12 protein-coding genes, 2 tRNA genes and 3 pseudogenes are annotated in these 15597 nt (G+C 40.8%); 7 read left to right on the top strand and 10 right to left on the bottom strand.

The features are described from left to right. Nucleotides 1-37: 37 nt before the first annotated feature. The 3 genes from babA to DV63_RS15450 all read right to left on the bottom strand — a co-directional run bounded on the left by babA (nt 38) and on the right by DV63_RS15450 (nt 2738). A complete protein-coding gene (gene babA / locus DV63_RS15440; RefSeq protein WP_020982463.1) occupies nt 38-2263 on the bottom strand; it encodes a Hop family adhesin BabA in 2226 nt (741 codons plus the stop codon). A 306-nt stretch (nt 2264-2569) separates the two neighbouring features. Further along, a tRNA-Met gene (locus DV63_RS15445) sits at nt 2570-2646 on the bottom strand. A 17-nt stretch (nt 2647-2663) separates the two neighbouring features. After that, nucleotides 2664-2738: transfer RNA gene (locus DV63_RS15450), tRNA-Gln, on the bottom strand. Between DV63_RS15450 and DV63_RS15455 the strand changes: the two genes are divergently transcribed. Next, on the top strand, nt 2713-3330 hold the full coding sequence (locus tag DV63_RS15455; protein ID WP_001146898.1) for a helicase DnaB modulator: 618 nt from the start codon (nt 2713-2715) through the stop codon (nt 3328-3330). The genes DV63_RS15450 and DV63_RS15455 overlap by 26 nt on opposite strands. Here the strand turns inward: DV63_RS15455 and hypD are convergent. The 7 genes and pseudogenes from hypD to pta all read right to left on the bottom strand — a co-directional run bounded on the left by hypD (nt 3281) and on the right by pta (nt 8020). Then, a complete protein-coding gene (hypD, locus tag DV63_RS15460) occupies nt 3281-4393 on the bottom strand; it encodes a hydrogenase formation protein HypD (RefSeq protein ID WP_000115692.1) in 1113 nt (370 codons plus the stop codon). The two genes, DV63_RS15455 and hypD, sit on opposite strands and share 50 nt — an antisense overlap. A 17-nt stretch (nt 4394-4410) precedes the next feature. Beyond that, a complete protein-coding gene (locus tag DV63_RS15465; RefSeq protein ID WP_000335461.1) occupies nt 4411-4647 on the bottom strand; it encodes a HypC/HybG/HupF family hydrogenase formation chaperone in 237 nt (78 codons plus the stop codon). Further along, nucleotides 4647-5375, bottom strand: coding sequence for a hydrogenase nickel incorporation protein HypB (gene hypB / locus DV63_RS15470; protein WP_000003619.1), 729 nt, complete (start codon nt 5373-5375; stop codon nt 4647-4649). Before hypB ends, DV63_RS15465 begins: the two co-directional genes overlap by 1 nt. Before the next feature lie 110 nt (nt 5376-5485). Next, complete coding sequence (locus tag DV63_RS18605) at nt 5486-5611, bottom strand: hypothetical protein (protein WP_000978801.1); 126 nt, start codon at nt 5609-5611, stop codon at nt 5486-5488. A 10-nt stretch (nt 5612-5621) separates the two neighbouring features. Further along, nucleotides 5622-5921, bottom strand: coding sequence for a cupin domain-containing protein (locus DV63_RS15480; RefSeq protein WP_000784745.1), 300 nt, complete (start codon nt 5919-5921; stop codon nt 5622-5624). Nucleotides 5922-6060: 139 nt separating this feature from the next. After that, a pseudogene (locus DV63_RS15485) lies at nt 6061-6444 on the bottom strand (acetate kinase); the annotation flags it as partial. Beyond that, nucleotides 6444-8020, bottom strand: a pseudogene (gene pta, locus DV63_RS15490) (phosphate acetyltransferase). The pseudogenes DV63_RS15485 and pta, both read right to left, overlap by 1 nt. Nucleotides 8021-8172: 152 nt before the next feature. Here pta and fliK point away from each other — a divergent pair. From fliK to DV63_RS15515, 6 genes and pseudogenes are all read left to right on the top strand, one after another. Beyond that, entirely contained in the window at nt 8173-9735 is a 1563-nt protein-coding gene (gene fliK / locus DV63_RS15495) for a flagellar hook-length control protein FliK (protein WP_001139878.1), read from the top strand. Nucleotides 9736-9786: 51 nt separating this feature from the next. Beyond that, entirely contained in the window at nt 9787-10797 is a 1011-nt protein-coding gene (flgD, locus tag DV63_RS15500; protein ID WP_000963346.1) for a flagellar hook assembly protein FlgD, read from the top strand. Beyond that, nucleotides 10794-12611 (top strand): flagellar hook protein FlgE, encoded by a 1818-nt coding sequence (locus DV63_RS15505; protein WP_001000230.1) that lies wholly within the window; start codon nt 10794-10796, stop codon nt 12609-12611. The genes flgD and DV63_RS15505 overlap by 4 nt, the downstream gene beginning before the upstream one ends. A gap of 51 nt (nt 12612-12662) precedes the next feature. Beyond that, nucleotides 12663-13291: pseudogene (locus DV63_RS0209460) on the top strand (restriction endonuclease). Further along, complete coding sequence (locus DV63_RS15510) at nt 13260-14417, top strand: Eco57I restriction-modification methylase domain-containing protein (RefSeq protein WP_000398305.1); 1158 nt, start codon at nt 13260-13262, stop codon at nt 14415-14417. The pseudogene DV63_RS0209460 and the gene DV63_RS15510 overlap by 32 nt, the downstream one beginning before the upstream one ends. Before the next feature lie 3 nt (nt 14418-14420). Beyond that, nucleotides 14421-15597, top strand: a 1177-nt coding sequence (locus DV63_RS15515; protein ID WP_020982464.1) for an ATP-dependent helicase, incomplete at its 3' end; no start/stop codon positions are given.

Below are 15597 nucleotides of genomic sequence, written 5' to 3' on the forward strand. Positions count from 1 at the left end.
AAAAAAACCCCCCTAAAAAGGGAGTTCTACAAAAGCTTTAGTAAGCGAACACGTAATTCAAATACACGCTATAAAGCCTGCGGTATTTGAGTTCAGCCCCCATGAAAGAATAGTAATTGGTGTTAATGGTGGGGATTTTCACGCCTAGCTCAATGCCATGCTGAGCCGCATGATCGCTGCCTTTTTTCTTAGATCTGGCTAAATTCATCCTCACCCCCATGTTGAACAAGAATTGGAAATTCGCCACATTCATTTTAGCGTTATAGACGTTATTCACGGTGGCTAAATTCACATACTCAGAATTAAGCCATGAAGTGCCCGCTAACGCAATCCCGCCAAAAAGCCCCACAGAAAGCTTGTTGTTTTTGCCTAAGAAATTGGTGGCTTTATCGTTGATGAAGTTATAAAGCGCGTCCGCTCCAAAACCATAAGTCCATACGTCAGAAGCCGAGTTGAAGAAGCTGGATTTGATGAACGCATGGTTGTAGTCAAAAAAGCCGTAATACCTAGCGCCCCATTTTCTTTTTTGGCCAAAGAATTGCTTGTAACCCACCTGAATACCGATCCCATTCATCGCGCCGTTGTTGGTTTGAGAACTGACGATGCCCATTTTCCTAAAGGGGTTACGCCCTAATTCTTGGTTGATGGTTTGGATCTGGTTGTAAGAATTTTGATTGAGGTAGTAATTGGTTTCTATGCCTTGAGGGCTATAAGGATTTTTCTTTTGGCTCACCACATTTTGCAAGCTTTGCGCATTAGGGACCTTTGAGAGCGCGGTGGTGATGCTGTTATAAGTATTCCCTAATTCATTGTATCGGGATTTGAAATTCACTAAAGTGTCAGCGATATTCTCTGCTTGCTGTATTTGCTGCTCTTGAGTGCCAAAGTGAGCGATGCTGTTGTTTAAATTCGTTATGGTTTGTTCCACATAGGCACAGCCGGAAGCGAAAGTTTGAGTGGTCACTGTGCCTGGAGCTGAACCTTGTGTGGCGCCAGTGCCAGCTGTTGAGGGGTTGTTGCATGTGGCTAAAAAGTCTTTAACAAAATGTTGAAGATTCCCGGTAATATTGCTAGGGTTAATGGTTTGCCCCACTTGATTAGCTAAATTGAGCATTTTGGCTTGCGCTTGAGCGTTAGCGAGCATGCCTTGCGCAAAACTGGCGTCCGTGAAAGGGTTGAAAGGCTTGCCATTATTATTGCCTACCGGAGTGGATTGTTCATGGCTGTTGATGACATTCGTTTGATTGACAAGCTCTTGCGCGTCCGTGATCATCTTTTGGATCGCGCTGATTTCTTCTGAAAAAGCGCCGCATATTTTCCCAGTAGTAGTAGTGAATTTTGGGGCGTTAGGCGCACTACTATTATTAGCACGGAAAAACGGGCATGCCGTGTTGATGGTGTTAATGAGCGTGCTCGCTTGCGCTAAGAGCGCTTGAGCGCTATCAGGCACACCGTTCAATTGGTTGGTGATTTCGGTGTAGGAGACATGTGATGTATTACTAGGCACTCCGCTATCAACGACTTTTGAACTGATCGTGGTGATCACGCTTTTGCCGTCTATGGTTTGGGTTTCCATCTTGGATCCGTTTTGTTGTTTCACTCCAGTTATGAAGCAGTTATTATTCCCTACCCCTGAGCAAGTGTAGCTGTAGGTTACATTGACCTTGCCGTTGTTTTCTTTGAGCGCTGGTAAGCCTTGTTTTAAAGCCGTTTGGAGGATTTGATAGGCTTCGTTAAGCTTTTTAAAATTCTCAATGCTCATAGGGCCGTAGTATCCAGGCACATACCCGTTCAAAGAACAAGTGATGGAAGTGGATCGATACCCTGGCTCGTTGTTGAAGATGGTGGTTGAAGAGGTGCTTTTTTGGCCATTGGCGTTACCCCCGCATTGCGTAACATAGCCCACGACATTCCAAAACCCTACCGCCGCGTTGATCGCTAAAAGCACGGCTTGATACGCCGGGGAGTTGGCTTTATCGCCGATCAAATTCTTCGCGCTCGCGCCCAGATTTTCACGAACTGCGTTAATCGCGCTCGGATCAGCGGACAATTTGATAAGGGTGTTTAGGGTGCTGTATCGGGTTAAAAGGTTGCTCAAACTTTCATAATTGTCTGAAAGCTGTTGGATGCCTTTGGTGTTGGTTACCATTTGAGCGGCTTCACCGATTTGATAGCCTGCGCTCATGTAAAAGCCGTCGTCTTCAGCGCTCAAAGTGGAAACTAAAAGCGAGCCTAAAGTTAATGAAAGGATGCGTTTTTTCATGTTTTTTTCTCCTTTTTTTAGATTAAATTGAAATTTTAGTATTAGGGATTTTATACATTCATTGGCATTCATTGGAATACATTTGGAATGTATTTAGAGCATTATAACATAAAAGCGTTTTTTTTTTGTCATTTGGGGAAAATTTTGTCATTTTTTTACTTTTGGTGCTTTTTGTTTCGTTTGGTGGTATTGGAATGAAAGCGCTTTCTTGATACAAGCTCTTATTTGTCTTTATTTGTCTTAAAAACGCTAAAGCGTTTTTTAAATTCCATTAAATTCTATTAAACAGAGTTAAAAAAAAGGGATTGGTTGCGGAGAATGGATTTGAACCACTGACCTTTGGGTTATGAGCCCAACGAGCTACCGGACTGCTCTACTCCGCGTCAAAATACGCTAATAATGGCTGGGGTGCAAGGATTCGAACCTCGGAATGCCAGGACCAAAACCTGGTGCCTTACCGCTTGGCGACACCCCAACAACAAAATAAAAGAAGCATTATACAAAAGCTTTTTAAAAAAGTCAAGCTAAAACGCTATAATTCCATCATGGAAAACGGATTTGACCCCCTGATTTATAAACGCTATCTCAAAAAGAAAGAAACCTTTTTGCTGTTTAAAAAAATCGCTCAAGTGTCTGCGTTTAAAAATTTAAAACTCCAGCTCAAGCGAAGAGAAGCGATTAAGTGCTGTATTTCTCAAGCCTTGGGGGATTTAAAGCATGGGTTTAGATACGCTAAAATAGAACACCAAATCCTAAAAATCTATTTCACGCACCCTAGCTATTTGAAAGCCTTTAAAATGGAAGAAGATTATTACACCAATAGCCTAAAAGCCCATTTTAAAGAAACGCAAAAAATCCTAAAAGCCCTGGGTTACCCTTTTGATTTTAAGGCAATCCAGGCGAGCGTTAAAAAAAGGGCTTATCAAAAACCGGTTATAAAAAAAGAAAACCCCCCTAAAAGCGTGGATGTCAATTGCGAAGGTTTGAGCGATTTCACCAAAAAGCAATTTCTCAAGCTCAAACGCGCTTGTAACGATAATACGTCGCGCAAGCCCCCTCAGAGCTGACCATGCAACTGCCGATCGGGTTTTGCGGGGTGCAAGTTTTAGCAAATAGTGAGCAGTCTAGGGGCTTAGCGATGCCTTTTAAAATCTCCCCACACTTGCATGCTTTGTTTTCTTTAGAGGTTTTGTGGCTTAAGTGTTCTTTAAAGACTTTTTCAGCGTCATAAGAGGCGAATGTTTCTTTGAGCTTTAGAGCGGAATGTCTGATATTCCCAAGGCCTCTCCATTCAAAATTTTCCCTAACTTCCATGCACGCATTGACTAACTCTTGCGCTTTCACATTCCCCCAATAGCTGACCGCTCTTTTATACTGGATTTCTAACTTGGCTTCTTTTTTTAAGGCTTGTTTAAGAAGCATCAGCACGCTTTCTAATATATCCACCGGCTCAAAACCGCTCACGATAATGGGGAGTTTAAAGCGATCCACTAAAGGAGAATAGATTGAAGCGCCGCTGATCACGCTCACATGGCTAGGGGCTAAAAGGGCGTTGATTCGGCATGCTGGATCTTTTAAAATCGCGCTCACGCTGGGAGGCACTAAAATGTGGTTGATGTGGAAAAAAAGATTTTTTAATTTTTCTTTTTTGGCACTCAGTAAAACGCTAGCCGTCATCGGCGTTGTGGTTTCAAAACCGATCGCAATGTAAATGACTTTTTTATGCGGGTTTTCTTTAGCGATCTCTAAAGCTTGCATGGGCGAATACAAAAAGCGCGCATCTAGCCCCTTTTCTCTGGCTTGTATCAAACTCCCATAGCTCCCTGGGACTCTCATCATATCCCCTAAGCTTAAGATAATGCTGTCTTTGATCATAGCGAGTTCATAAGCTTCATCAAGGCGCGCTCTTGGCATCACGCATACCGGACACCCTGGCCCATGCACAAACTCTAAATTTTTAGGCATCAAATCTAAAAGCCCGTATTTCATGAGAGAATGCGTATGCCCTCCGCACACTTCCATGATGACTAATTTTTTTTCAAGTTTAAAAGCGAGTTTTTGGATTTCATTAGAGAGCGCTAAAAGGGTTTGCTTGTCTCTAAAAGGGGCGATGAGGTGGTTAACGCTCATTGTTTTTATTCATGCATTTATTCATGCGTTTCGTTCATTTTGGCGATCATTTCTTGATAAAGCTCAATGGATTCTAGGGCTTCTTTTTCATCAATCTTGCTCATCACATAGCCGATGTGCAACAACACATAATCGCCCACTTTAACGGACTCGCCCATTAAATCCAAGCTCGCCTCTCTTTGAACGCCTAAAGTTTCCAAGAGCGCCACATTATCGTTAATGGCTATGACTTTAGAGGGGATCGCTAAACACATTAAAACGAATGCGTGGATTGGTAATTTTCACGCTTTTTTTCTAAAAGGAAATTTTTAAAATCTTCCAAACTTTTAGGGTCTTTGGAGCTCATTAAAAAAATAGGCGCTTCAGGCTTTAATTTTTGCATGTCTTCTTTGACTTGAGAAACCCTGAAATTAAACACCTCAATCATATCCGCTTTACTGATAACCACCGCATCCGCGCACATGAACATCGTGGGGTATTTCAGCACCTTATCATCACCCTCTGGAACGGAGAGTAAAACGATATTCATCGCCGCTCCCAGATTGTAGCTTGAAGGGCAAACCAAATTCCCCACGTTTTCAATGATTAAAAAATCGCTTTTTTCTAACGCTCCCTCACCTTTGAGCAAATCAAACGCCCCTTCAATCATGCTCGCTTCCAAATGGCACGCTTCGCCGGTGGTGATCTGGTGCGCGCTCACGCCTTTTTGACGCAATCTGTCCGCATCTCTATTGGTTTGCAAATCGCCCTCCACCACGCAAAACTTAAAGTCTTTAAAATCCGCTAGATTTTCTAACATCGTGGTTTTACCACTACCGGGAGAGCTCATGAAATTTAACACATACAGCCCTTCTTGTAGATAGCGTTCTTTCATTTCAGCGGCTTTAATGTCGTTCTTGCTCAAAATCTTTTCCACAATTTTGACATCTTTTTTACTCAAATTAGGGTTATTTTGTAAAGATTCTTTTCGTTGTTCGCTCATGCTTATTCCTTTCTTTTAAAATTTTCGTATTGTAGCGTGCTTAATTAAACGGCTGTGATTTAACAACTTCTTTTATCTTCTTGGCTCATTTTTTAGATCAGAAAATCCGCCTATCCTACCTTATCATTGCTGTCGTCTTTATTCTTTAACACTAACCTAATGATCCTCCAGATGATGATTAATAAAATGATGGTTAAAAGCAAATACCAAACATTCATAAAAACAACTTTCATCATTTCATTTTCCTTATTTTTTACTTAAAGATAGCCTTATAACGCTATTTTCTAAAGCGTCCAAACGATGCAAAACTTGGGCCTCTAGGCTAACTAACGCCCCTTTTGGCATTTCTATTTTTTCATTTTTGGCTTCAAAAATGATTTTTCCCTCTAAAACCTGCACGCTGATAGCTCCCGGGGCCTTGTGTTTGTCTAAGATCGCTCCTTTGGGCATGCAAATGCGTATTTCCTTATTGGAAGAATTTTCACTCAGCGCTTCAATATGGAGTTTTTCAAAATGAACGCCCTCTAAAAAATGAACCATTTTCATTAAACAACCTTTATTTTAATTTTTCTGCTATTTCTTTCGCTTGTAAGGCGATTTCTAGCTCTTCATCAGTAGGGATTCGTAAAACCTGGACTTTAGCATCAGGCTGGCTCAAATCCACTAGTCCGTTGCCCGGATTGTCGTTCGTGGGTTTGTGTAAGGGGGCTAAAATGGAAAGCTTGCCAATTTCTTGCATAACTTTTTCATTGAATAAGACTGGGGCATGGAATTTATCCCCCCCTTGAACCACACGATGCCCTATAGCGTCAATTTGATCAAAATCTTTGATGATCCCCATTTTCGTTAAATTCTCACGAATCATTAAAAGCCCGCTCGCATGATCTTTAATCACAAGCTTTTCTTTAAGCTCTTGATCGTTATGGTGTAAATGCGATTTGATTTTCAACTGCCCTATTTCTTCGCCGATTTTTTCGGCCAAACCGCTCGCTAAGGGCTTATTTTCTTTCATGTCAAACAATTTAAATTTAATAGACGAACTACCCAAATTCAACACTAAAATTTCCATCAATTCCTCCTAGTCAATTGATCTTGCGCTTGAAGGGCGCTAATCAAAACGGTGTTGATAATAATCTTCCACTAAAGCGCCCCTACTCAAATCATTAATAGGCTTATTCAAACCTTGTAAAATAGGCCCTATCGCCACGGCTTTAGCGCTCCGTTGCACCGCTTTATAAGCGATATTCCCAGCGTTTAAATCCGGGAAAATAAAAACGCTAGCTTGTCCGGCCACTTGGCTGTTAGGCATTTTTTTCTTGGCTACGCCTTTATCAATGGAAGCGTCAAATTGTAAAGGGCCATCAATTTCTAATTGTGGATCTAAATGTTGCGCGATTGTTAAAGCTTCGTTGATTTTGTCTATCATTCCGCCTTGAGCGGAATCGCCTGTCGCATAAGAGAGTAAGGCCACTTTAGGCGCAATATTGAATTGCTTAGCGCTCTGTGCGGAAGTGATAGCGATCTCAGCCAATTCTTTAGGGCTAGGGTTAGGGATAATCGCGCAATCCCCAAAGACTAGCACTTGAGTGTCTAAGCACATTAAAAACACGCTTGAAACCAGGCTCACGCCGGGCTTAGTTTTGATGATTTGTAAAGCGGGTCTAATGGTGTTGGCCGTGGTGTGATTCACCCCAGAAACCATGGCATGCGCATAGCCTGAATGCACGAGCATGGTCGCAAAATAAGTCTTATCCAACACTAATTGCTTAGCTTCTTGCTCACTCAAGCCCTTTGATTTTCGTAATTCATATAAATGATTAGCGAACTCTTCTCTATAATGAGAAGTGTTGGGATCAATGATTTCTACACTTTCTAAATTCAAGTTCATAATGTTTCGCTTGGGAATTAATGGTTTCTTTATCGCCTAATAAAATCAATTCTACCGCACCCATAGCGTTCAAACGATGCGCGGCTTTTAAAATCCTTTCATCTTCGCTCTCTGGTAAAACCACTTTTTTAATCTGTTTTTTAGCCTTTTTTTCCAAACCCATTTGAAAGGCTAAAGGGGTGGTGATCTCGCTTTTTGTTTGCAACACGCTTTCTATCAGATCCGCTTCTAATGTGCATTGTTGCTTGCAAAGAGACGCACTCAAAAAATGGGGTTTTTCAAGCATTTCGCCCGCAAATAACCCTACAGCGAAAGGGGCTTCTTTTTTAACAATGTGAAAATGCATGGCCTTCAAACGCTCCAAACTCGTTTGCGCGACAGCCACAATAGGAGCGTTTAAATGCTTGGCTAAAATGGTGTTTAAATCTAAAAGAGCGTTTAAGAAAAACTTCGGTGTATACCCTAAGTTAATGACAAAATCATGCGTGGTTTGTAATTCATCATAGCGTTTGAGAATCGTTTCAAATAGTAACTCTTCTTGAGCAGCGCCCGCAAGCTCTAAAGCCTTTTGTTTGTCTATGGCGCTATGAAACTCTAAAGGGTTCAATCCGTAGCGCTCCCAAAAGCCCTCACGCCCCCCATCAATGGGCGAAAACAAGGCGATTTTTTGATAGCGTGGCTTTAGCGCTTTTAAAAGGCTCTTACAAGCGACCCCTAAAACTTCTGTATCCTCTGGGTAAATCCATAAACCCTGCATGCCAATCTCCCTAAATTTATCGTTCTTACTTAATTGTAGCGAAATTTAATTAAACCTAAACGAAACCAGACTTTTTAAAAAGCGCTCTTTAAGGAACTCTTTTTGCTTAACTCCCACCATGTAAAATAAAAGAGTTGTTTTAAAGGATCATCATGCCATCTCCTATTAATCCCATTCACACCAACGCAAACGCCAACGCAAGCACTTTAATAAATAGCGGAGCGAAAAACGAAGACACTAAAAACGCCCCTAAAAGCGCATCAAAGGATTTCAGCAAGATCTTAAACCAAAAGATCTCTAAAGACAAAACCGCCCCTAAAGAAAGCCCTAACGCTTTAAAAGCCGCACCCAAAGACGCTAAAAAGGACGCTAAAGCGCTTGAAAAAACCCCTACCCCACACCACCAACACGCTCAAAATCTTGCTAAAGGCCAACAAGCCCCTACTCTAAAAGATTTGCTCAACCACAAAAAAACCACCGCTTCGCATGAAGCTCAACATGAAACCCATGAGATCCATGAAACTAACCCAAAAACCCCTAATGAAACTTTAAACAAGAATGAAAAAAAGCCTAATGAAGTTACTTCTAATGCGCATCAAGAAAACCCAACCCATAAAAACCCACTAACCCCCACTAACCACGCTAACAACGCTATCAAAAACCCCACAGCCCCAACTCATAACGCTAAAGATCCAAAAACCCTTAAAGACATCCAAACGCTCAGCCAAAAACATGACTTAAACGCTAGCAACATTCAAGCAACCACTCCGTTAGAAAAAAAAGAAACCCCCTTAAATGCAAGCGATCAGCTCGCTTTGAAAACAACGCAAACGCCCATTAACCACACCCTTGCAAAGAACGACTCTAAAAACACCGCCAACCTTTCTAGCGTTTTGCAATCCTTAGAAAAAAAAGAATCGCACAATAAAGAACGCGCAACCCCCCCTAACAATGAAAAAAAAATGCCCCCTTTAAAGGAAGCTTTACCAATGAACGCCATTAAAAGGGATAAAACGCTTTCTAAAAAAAAGCCAGAAAAAACCCCTACTAAAACCCAGACTACAACCCAAGCCGCAACGCCAGAAAATGCCCCTAAAATCCCTCTTAAAACCCCCCCTTTAATGCCTTTAATAGGAGCTAACCCCCCTAATGATAACACTCCAACGCCCCTAGAAAAAGAAGAAAAAACTAAAGAAATGAGCGATAATAAAGAAAAAACTAAAGAATCTAGTAATAGCGCTCAAAGCGCGCAAAACGCCCAGGCTAGCGATAAGACAAGCGAGAATAAAAGCGTTACCCCTAAAGAAACGATCAAGCATTTCACCCAACAATTAAAGCAAGAAATCCAAGAATACAAACCCCCCATGAGCAGGATCTCTATGGATTTATTCCCTAAGGAATTGGGCAAGGTTGAAGTGATTATTCAAAAAGTGGGTAAAAACCTTAAAGTGAGCGTGATTTCTCACAACAACAGCTTGCAAACCTTTTTAGACAACCAACAGGATCTCAAAAACAGCTTGAACGCTTTAGGCTTTGAAGGGGTGGATTTGAGCTTTTCGCAAGATTCTTCTAAAGAGCAACCCAAAGAGCCGTTTAAAGAGCCATTCAAAGAGCAGGAATTAACCCCCCTAAAAGAAAACGCCCTAAAAAGCTACCAAGAGAATACGGATAATGAAAACAAAGAAACGAGCATGCAAATCACTCTTTATGCGTGATTTTAAGCAAGTTTGCTCTATAATTAGGACATCTTTAATAAGGAAGAGATCATGGCCATTGATTTAGCAGAAGTTACAGGGGCTAAAGCCGCGCAAAAAAGGAAAAAAGAACAGCCCACCATCGCTAACGGGTTGGATAAAAACGCTTTTATGAAGCTCTTTTTAGAGCAATTGAAAAATCAAGACCCCACCGCTCCTATGGAAACGGATAAAATCATCACCCAAACCGCGCAGCTCACGCAAGTGGAAATGCAAGAAGAAAACAAAAAAACCATGCAAGAAGTCGCCAGTGCGATGAAATCCAATAAAGAAACTAACGAGTCTTTAAAAGACTTTCAAGGCGCTTTAAAAGACACCATGGAAAACCTTAATAAAGGCATGGACGATAGCCTAAAGGCTAATAACGCTTTAAGGGAAGTAACGGCGCTCAATTCGGTGAGCATGATAGGCAAAATCGCTGAAACCGATGTGAGCGGGGCGAATTTTGACGGCAACAATAAGCTTTCTTTTTCGCTCTTTTTTGATGAAAAAATTGACGCTTCTAAAGGAGTGCCAGCGATTCAAATCTTAAATGAAAACAATGAATTAGTCAAAACGATTCCTTTAAAAGATTATAACGGGCAAAAGGGGTATATCAATTTTGAATGGGACGGCTTGAACGAAAAGGGCGAAAAAGTCCCTAAAGGCAATTATAAAATCAAGGCTGAATACAATTTAGACTCTCAAAGCAAGCAGTATTTGCAAACGCGCATTGGTAGGGGCGAAGTGGAAAGCGTGATTTTTGATAAAGGCAAGCCCATGCTGAGAATGGGCGAAATGGTTTTACCCATAGACAGCGCGATAGAGTTTTATAAACCGGAGCAAAAATCGCTTGAACAAAAATCGCTTGAACAAAAATCGCTTGAACAAAAATCGCTTGAACAAAAACCGCTTGAACAAAAGCCGCTTGAACAGAAACTCTCTGATCAGAAACCCCTTGATCAAAAACCGCTTGAACAAAAACTCTCTGTTCAGAAACCCCTTGATCCAAAGCCCCAAACCCCCCCTAAAGAGACAGCATGAACGACACCTTATTAAACGCTTATAGCGGGATTAAGACCCACCAGTTTGGCATTGACAGCCTTTCAAATAATATCGCTAATGTCAATACTTTAGGCTATCGCTCTAATGATCCGGAGTTTAAGACCCTATTTTCTTCGCATTTAGACGCTTTGAACGCCAAATCCGTTGTGGCTAATGACCGAAATTACGGCGTTACAGGCTCAGGCAATGTCCTTTCTAATAAAGATGGGGAATACATGCCAAGCGAGGGGGAATTCCATATGGCATATCAAGGCAAGGGCTGGTTTGTGATAGGGCCCAATAAAAATGGGGAAATGACCATTAATAAAGACGGCTTTAGCAAGAAACAGGATAATTTCCTAACCCGCGCCGGTAATTTCGCCAGGGACGCTGATGGCTATTTAGTAACCCCTGAGGGCTATTATGTTTATGGCATTGATTTGAAAAAAATCAAAGACGGCACGCTCAATTCCACCGCTAGAGATGAAGACATTGAAAAATTGCATGGCAACACCCTTTCGCCCTTACAAATCCCCCAAGATTTGACTTACCAGCCCGTGCTTAGCACGAAAGTGGGTATTAGCGTGAATTTAAACCCTAAAGACCATTTAAAAGGCGCGCAGGATTTTTTCTTAAACGACAAGGGCGAGATCATTAAAGAGCGTTTTTTAAACCAGGACATTAACGCTTTAGCCAATGACGATAACGAGCCAATAGACGCGATCACCAATCGTAAATTAAACGTCAGTATCCAAAAAGAAGATGGCAAAAAAGAGGATTTGGTTTTCACTTATGGGGACGCTGAAAAAGGCGAAAACCAATTCAAAACTTTAGGCGATTTGCAAAAACTCCTTAAAGAAAAAACCGGGCTAGACTTAAACCTCATCAAAAGCGAAAAAGACGCCAAAAGCCCACCCCTTTTATTAGAGATCGCTAACCCTAGCGAAACGCCTATCACCTTTAGCTTGAGCGGGGGCATTGCGGATAAATTAGGCTTGAATGCGAATCAAATGGAACTAAAAAAGGGCATTAGCAGGGATTCAGTAGCGATTAAAATCCCTTATTACAGCACAGAAGTGGATATTTATGATAAAGCCGGGGATAAATACTTGCTCCAAAGCGAATATTACATGACCAATTCCAACGATCCCGCATCAAGCCCCACGAGTAAAAGGAAAAACCAAACTTGGGAAGTGAAAAGCTACATCGCAGATCCCAAAAACAAAACTCCTATCAATGATCCTACTTGGGAAATTGTCGGCTTTGATTCAGCCACGCACAAAATGAAATCCGCCCCCATGACTTTGGATTTTAAAGGCAATAAGCTCACCTACTCTTTAGATAAAAGCGAAAACCATGATTCTAGCGATTTGTCTTACCAAGACTCTAAACTTTTAGAAGCGAGCCAAGACGGCAAGCCTAGGGGCATTTTTAGAGACATGCGCATCGAAGAAAACGGCGTGATTTCTCTGGCCTTTAGTAACGGGGTGGTAGAGCCGGTCGCTCGCATCGGTATTTTAGCTTTCACTAACGATCAAGGCTTGAGAAAAATCGGCGGTAACCTCTATGAAATGCAAGAAGGCACCATTAATGGCGAAAACAGACCCCTAAGCGGTAACCCCATTTTAGGATGGGACGAAGAGGGCAAGCTCAAGTTTGGGAAAATCAGGCATAAATATTTAGAAACGAGCAATGTGAATGCCGGGAACGCCCTAACCAATCTCATTTTAATGCAAAGAGGCTATTCTATGAACGCTAGAGCCTTTGGCGCGGGCGATGACATGATTAAAGAAGCCATCAGCTTGAAAAAATAAGAGGCTAAAATAAGGAGTGTGGTAAAATATCCTTTTTAATAAGGATATTTAATGATACCCACACAGCTTAATGAAATTGCAAAATTTTTAAAAACAAACCCTTATAATTTGTCCCAACTCTTACAAGATGGGCGTTTAAATCCATCGGTCAATGAAGAAGAAATTTTAAATACCATTAAGGATTATTTTCCTATCCAACTACCAAAAGCCAGAGAGTGGTGGGATTTTAGTTTTGAAGAAAACGATATTTTTTATCCTGTTAATATTAAAACCACCACCACAAAAACCGCTGACAATCTTAATTGTAAATTAGGGATTTATTATGCGTTGTGTGGCTTATTGCCGACTTTCAATAACGAAATTGCATGGGAAAAATACTTTCAAAAACTTCATAAAGACTTAGGCAAAAACACCGACAGGGACTATTATTTTTTAATTATCAACAAAAACGATCCTAAAGATATTTTTATCAATTCCTTAAAAGGTATTCAAACTCTTCAGCCAAATGGCAATAACTTGCCCTTTCAATGCAAGTGGGACAACAACAGAGAAATCATTCAAAGAGACTTTGATGGAAGTAAAAACTCCATCTTAAGCGCTTTAGCCAAAAGCGTTAAGTTACGAGCTAATATTTATTAAGAGAATTTTTTGGAGGGTTTTTTGTATCAATTAAATATTAAAACTTTAGGGCAGGTTTTCACCCCTAAAAAGATAGTGGATTTCATGCTCACTCTCAAACACAATCAAGGGAGTGTTTTAGAGCCAAGCACGGGCGATGGGAGTTTTTTAAAGCGCTTAAAAAAGGCTGTAGGGATTGAAATCGATCCTAAAATCTGCCCTAAAAATGCCCTTTGCATGGACTTTTTTGACTACCCTTTAGAAAATCAATTTGACACCATTATTGGCAACCCGCCCTATGTCAAACACAAGGATATTGCGCCAAACACTAAAGAAAAACTCCATTACAGCCTTTTTGATGAAAGGAGTAACCTATACTTGTTTTTCATAGAAAAAGCGATCAAGCATTTAAAACCTAAAGGCGAATTGATTTTCATCACCCCAAGGGATTTTTTAAAATCCACTTCTAGCGTGAAATTAAACGAATGGATTTACAAAGAAGGCACGATAACGCATTTTTTTGAATTAGGCGATCAAAAGGTTTTCAAAAACGCCATGCCTAATTGCGTGATTTTTCGTTTTTGTAAGGGCGATTTCAGTAGAATCGCCAACGATGGTTTGCAATTTTTGTGCAAAAAAGGCATTTTATATTTCCTCAACCAATCTTACACGCAAAAATTAAGCGAGGTTTTTCAGGTTAAAGTGGGGGCAGTGAGCGGGTGCGATAAGATTTTTAAAAATGAAAAATACGGGAATTTAGAATTTGTCACCTCAATCACAAAAAAAACCCATGTTTTAGAAAAAATGGTTTTTGTCAATGAGCCTAATGATTATTTACTCCAGCATAAAGACAGCTTGATGCAAAGAAAGATTAAAAAATTCAATGAAGCCAACTGGTTTGAATGGGGGAGAATGCACCACATATCCCCTAAAAAACGCATTTATGTCAACACCAAAACGCGCCAAAAAAACCCCTTTTTTATCCACCAATGCCCTAATTATGACGGATCTATTTTAGCGCTATTCCCTTATAACCAAAACTTGGATTTACAAAACCTCTGCGACAAACTCAACGCTATCAACTGGCAAGAATTGGGCTTTGTGTGTGATGGGCGTTTTTTGTTTTCGCAACGCTCTTTAGAAAACGCTCTTTTGCCTAAAGACTTTTTAAATCTAAATCTAGGATAAAACTTGTTAGAAACTTTGCCATTAAACCCTGAGCAAAAAAAAGCGGCCAAGGCTTTGAAAGGGTATAATTTAGTGATTGCAAGCGCCGGCACAGGAAAGACTTCTACGATTGTGGGGCGCATTTTATACCTACTTGATAACGGCATCAAGCCTGAAGAAATCTTGCTTTTGACTTTCACTAATAAAGCGAGTAATGAAATGATCGCTAGGGTGGCTAAATATTCCAAATTAAGCTCCAAAATTGAAGCGGGCACTTTCCATGCGGTGGCGTATCGCTATTTAAAAGAGCATTACCCAAACTTAAGCCTAAAGCAACCTAAAGAATTGAGAAAACTTTTAGAAAGCATTGTGGACACTAAAAACGCCATAGATGACGATAAAAAGCCCTACACTCCGCAGCATCTCTACGCCCTCTATTCTCTTTATACCAACGCTCTAAAACAAGAAGATTTTAGCGCATGGCTTTCTCATAAAAACCCTGAACACACGCCATACGCCGCCTTTTATGAAAACATTTTAGAAGAGTTTGAAAACACCAAAAAAAAGCATAATTATATTGACTATAACGACTTATTACTGCTGTTTAAACAAGCGATGCTAGAAAGACCTAGCCCTTATAAAGAAGTGCTTTGCGATGAGTTTCAAGACACTAACCCCTTACAAGAATCCATTTTAGACGCTATCAACCCTCCCAGTTTGTTTTGCGTGGGCGATTACGATCAGAGCATTTACGCTTTTAATGGGGCGGATATTTCCATCATTTCTAATTTCACTCAAAAATACAAAAACGCCCGGGTTTTCACGCTCACTAAAAACTACCGCTCTTCTAAAGAGATTTTAGATCTCGCTAATCAAGTGATACAGCGCAACGAGCGCATTTACCCTAAAAATTTAGAAGTGGTGAAATCAGGGCATTTCAATAAACCTACGCTTTTAAATTACAACGACAATATTACGCAGTGCCAAGACATCGCTAAACGCATTGTCATGCGAAAGAATTTTAAAGAAGTGGCAGTGATTTTTAGGAATAACGCGAGCGCGGATCAATTAGAAGCCGCTTTAAGATCCCACAATGTGCCAAGCAAAAGAAAAGGGAGCGCGAGCTTTTTTGAATCCAAAGAAGTGGCGTTAGCGTTAGATATTTGCGCGCTCATCTTTAACCCTAAGGACATTATGGCAG

This window comes from Helicobacter pylori FD535 (assembly GCF_000296015.2).
GTDB lineage: Bacteria > Campylobacterota > Campylobacteria > Campylobacterales > Helicobacteraceae > Helicobacter > Helicobacter pylori_CT.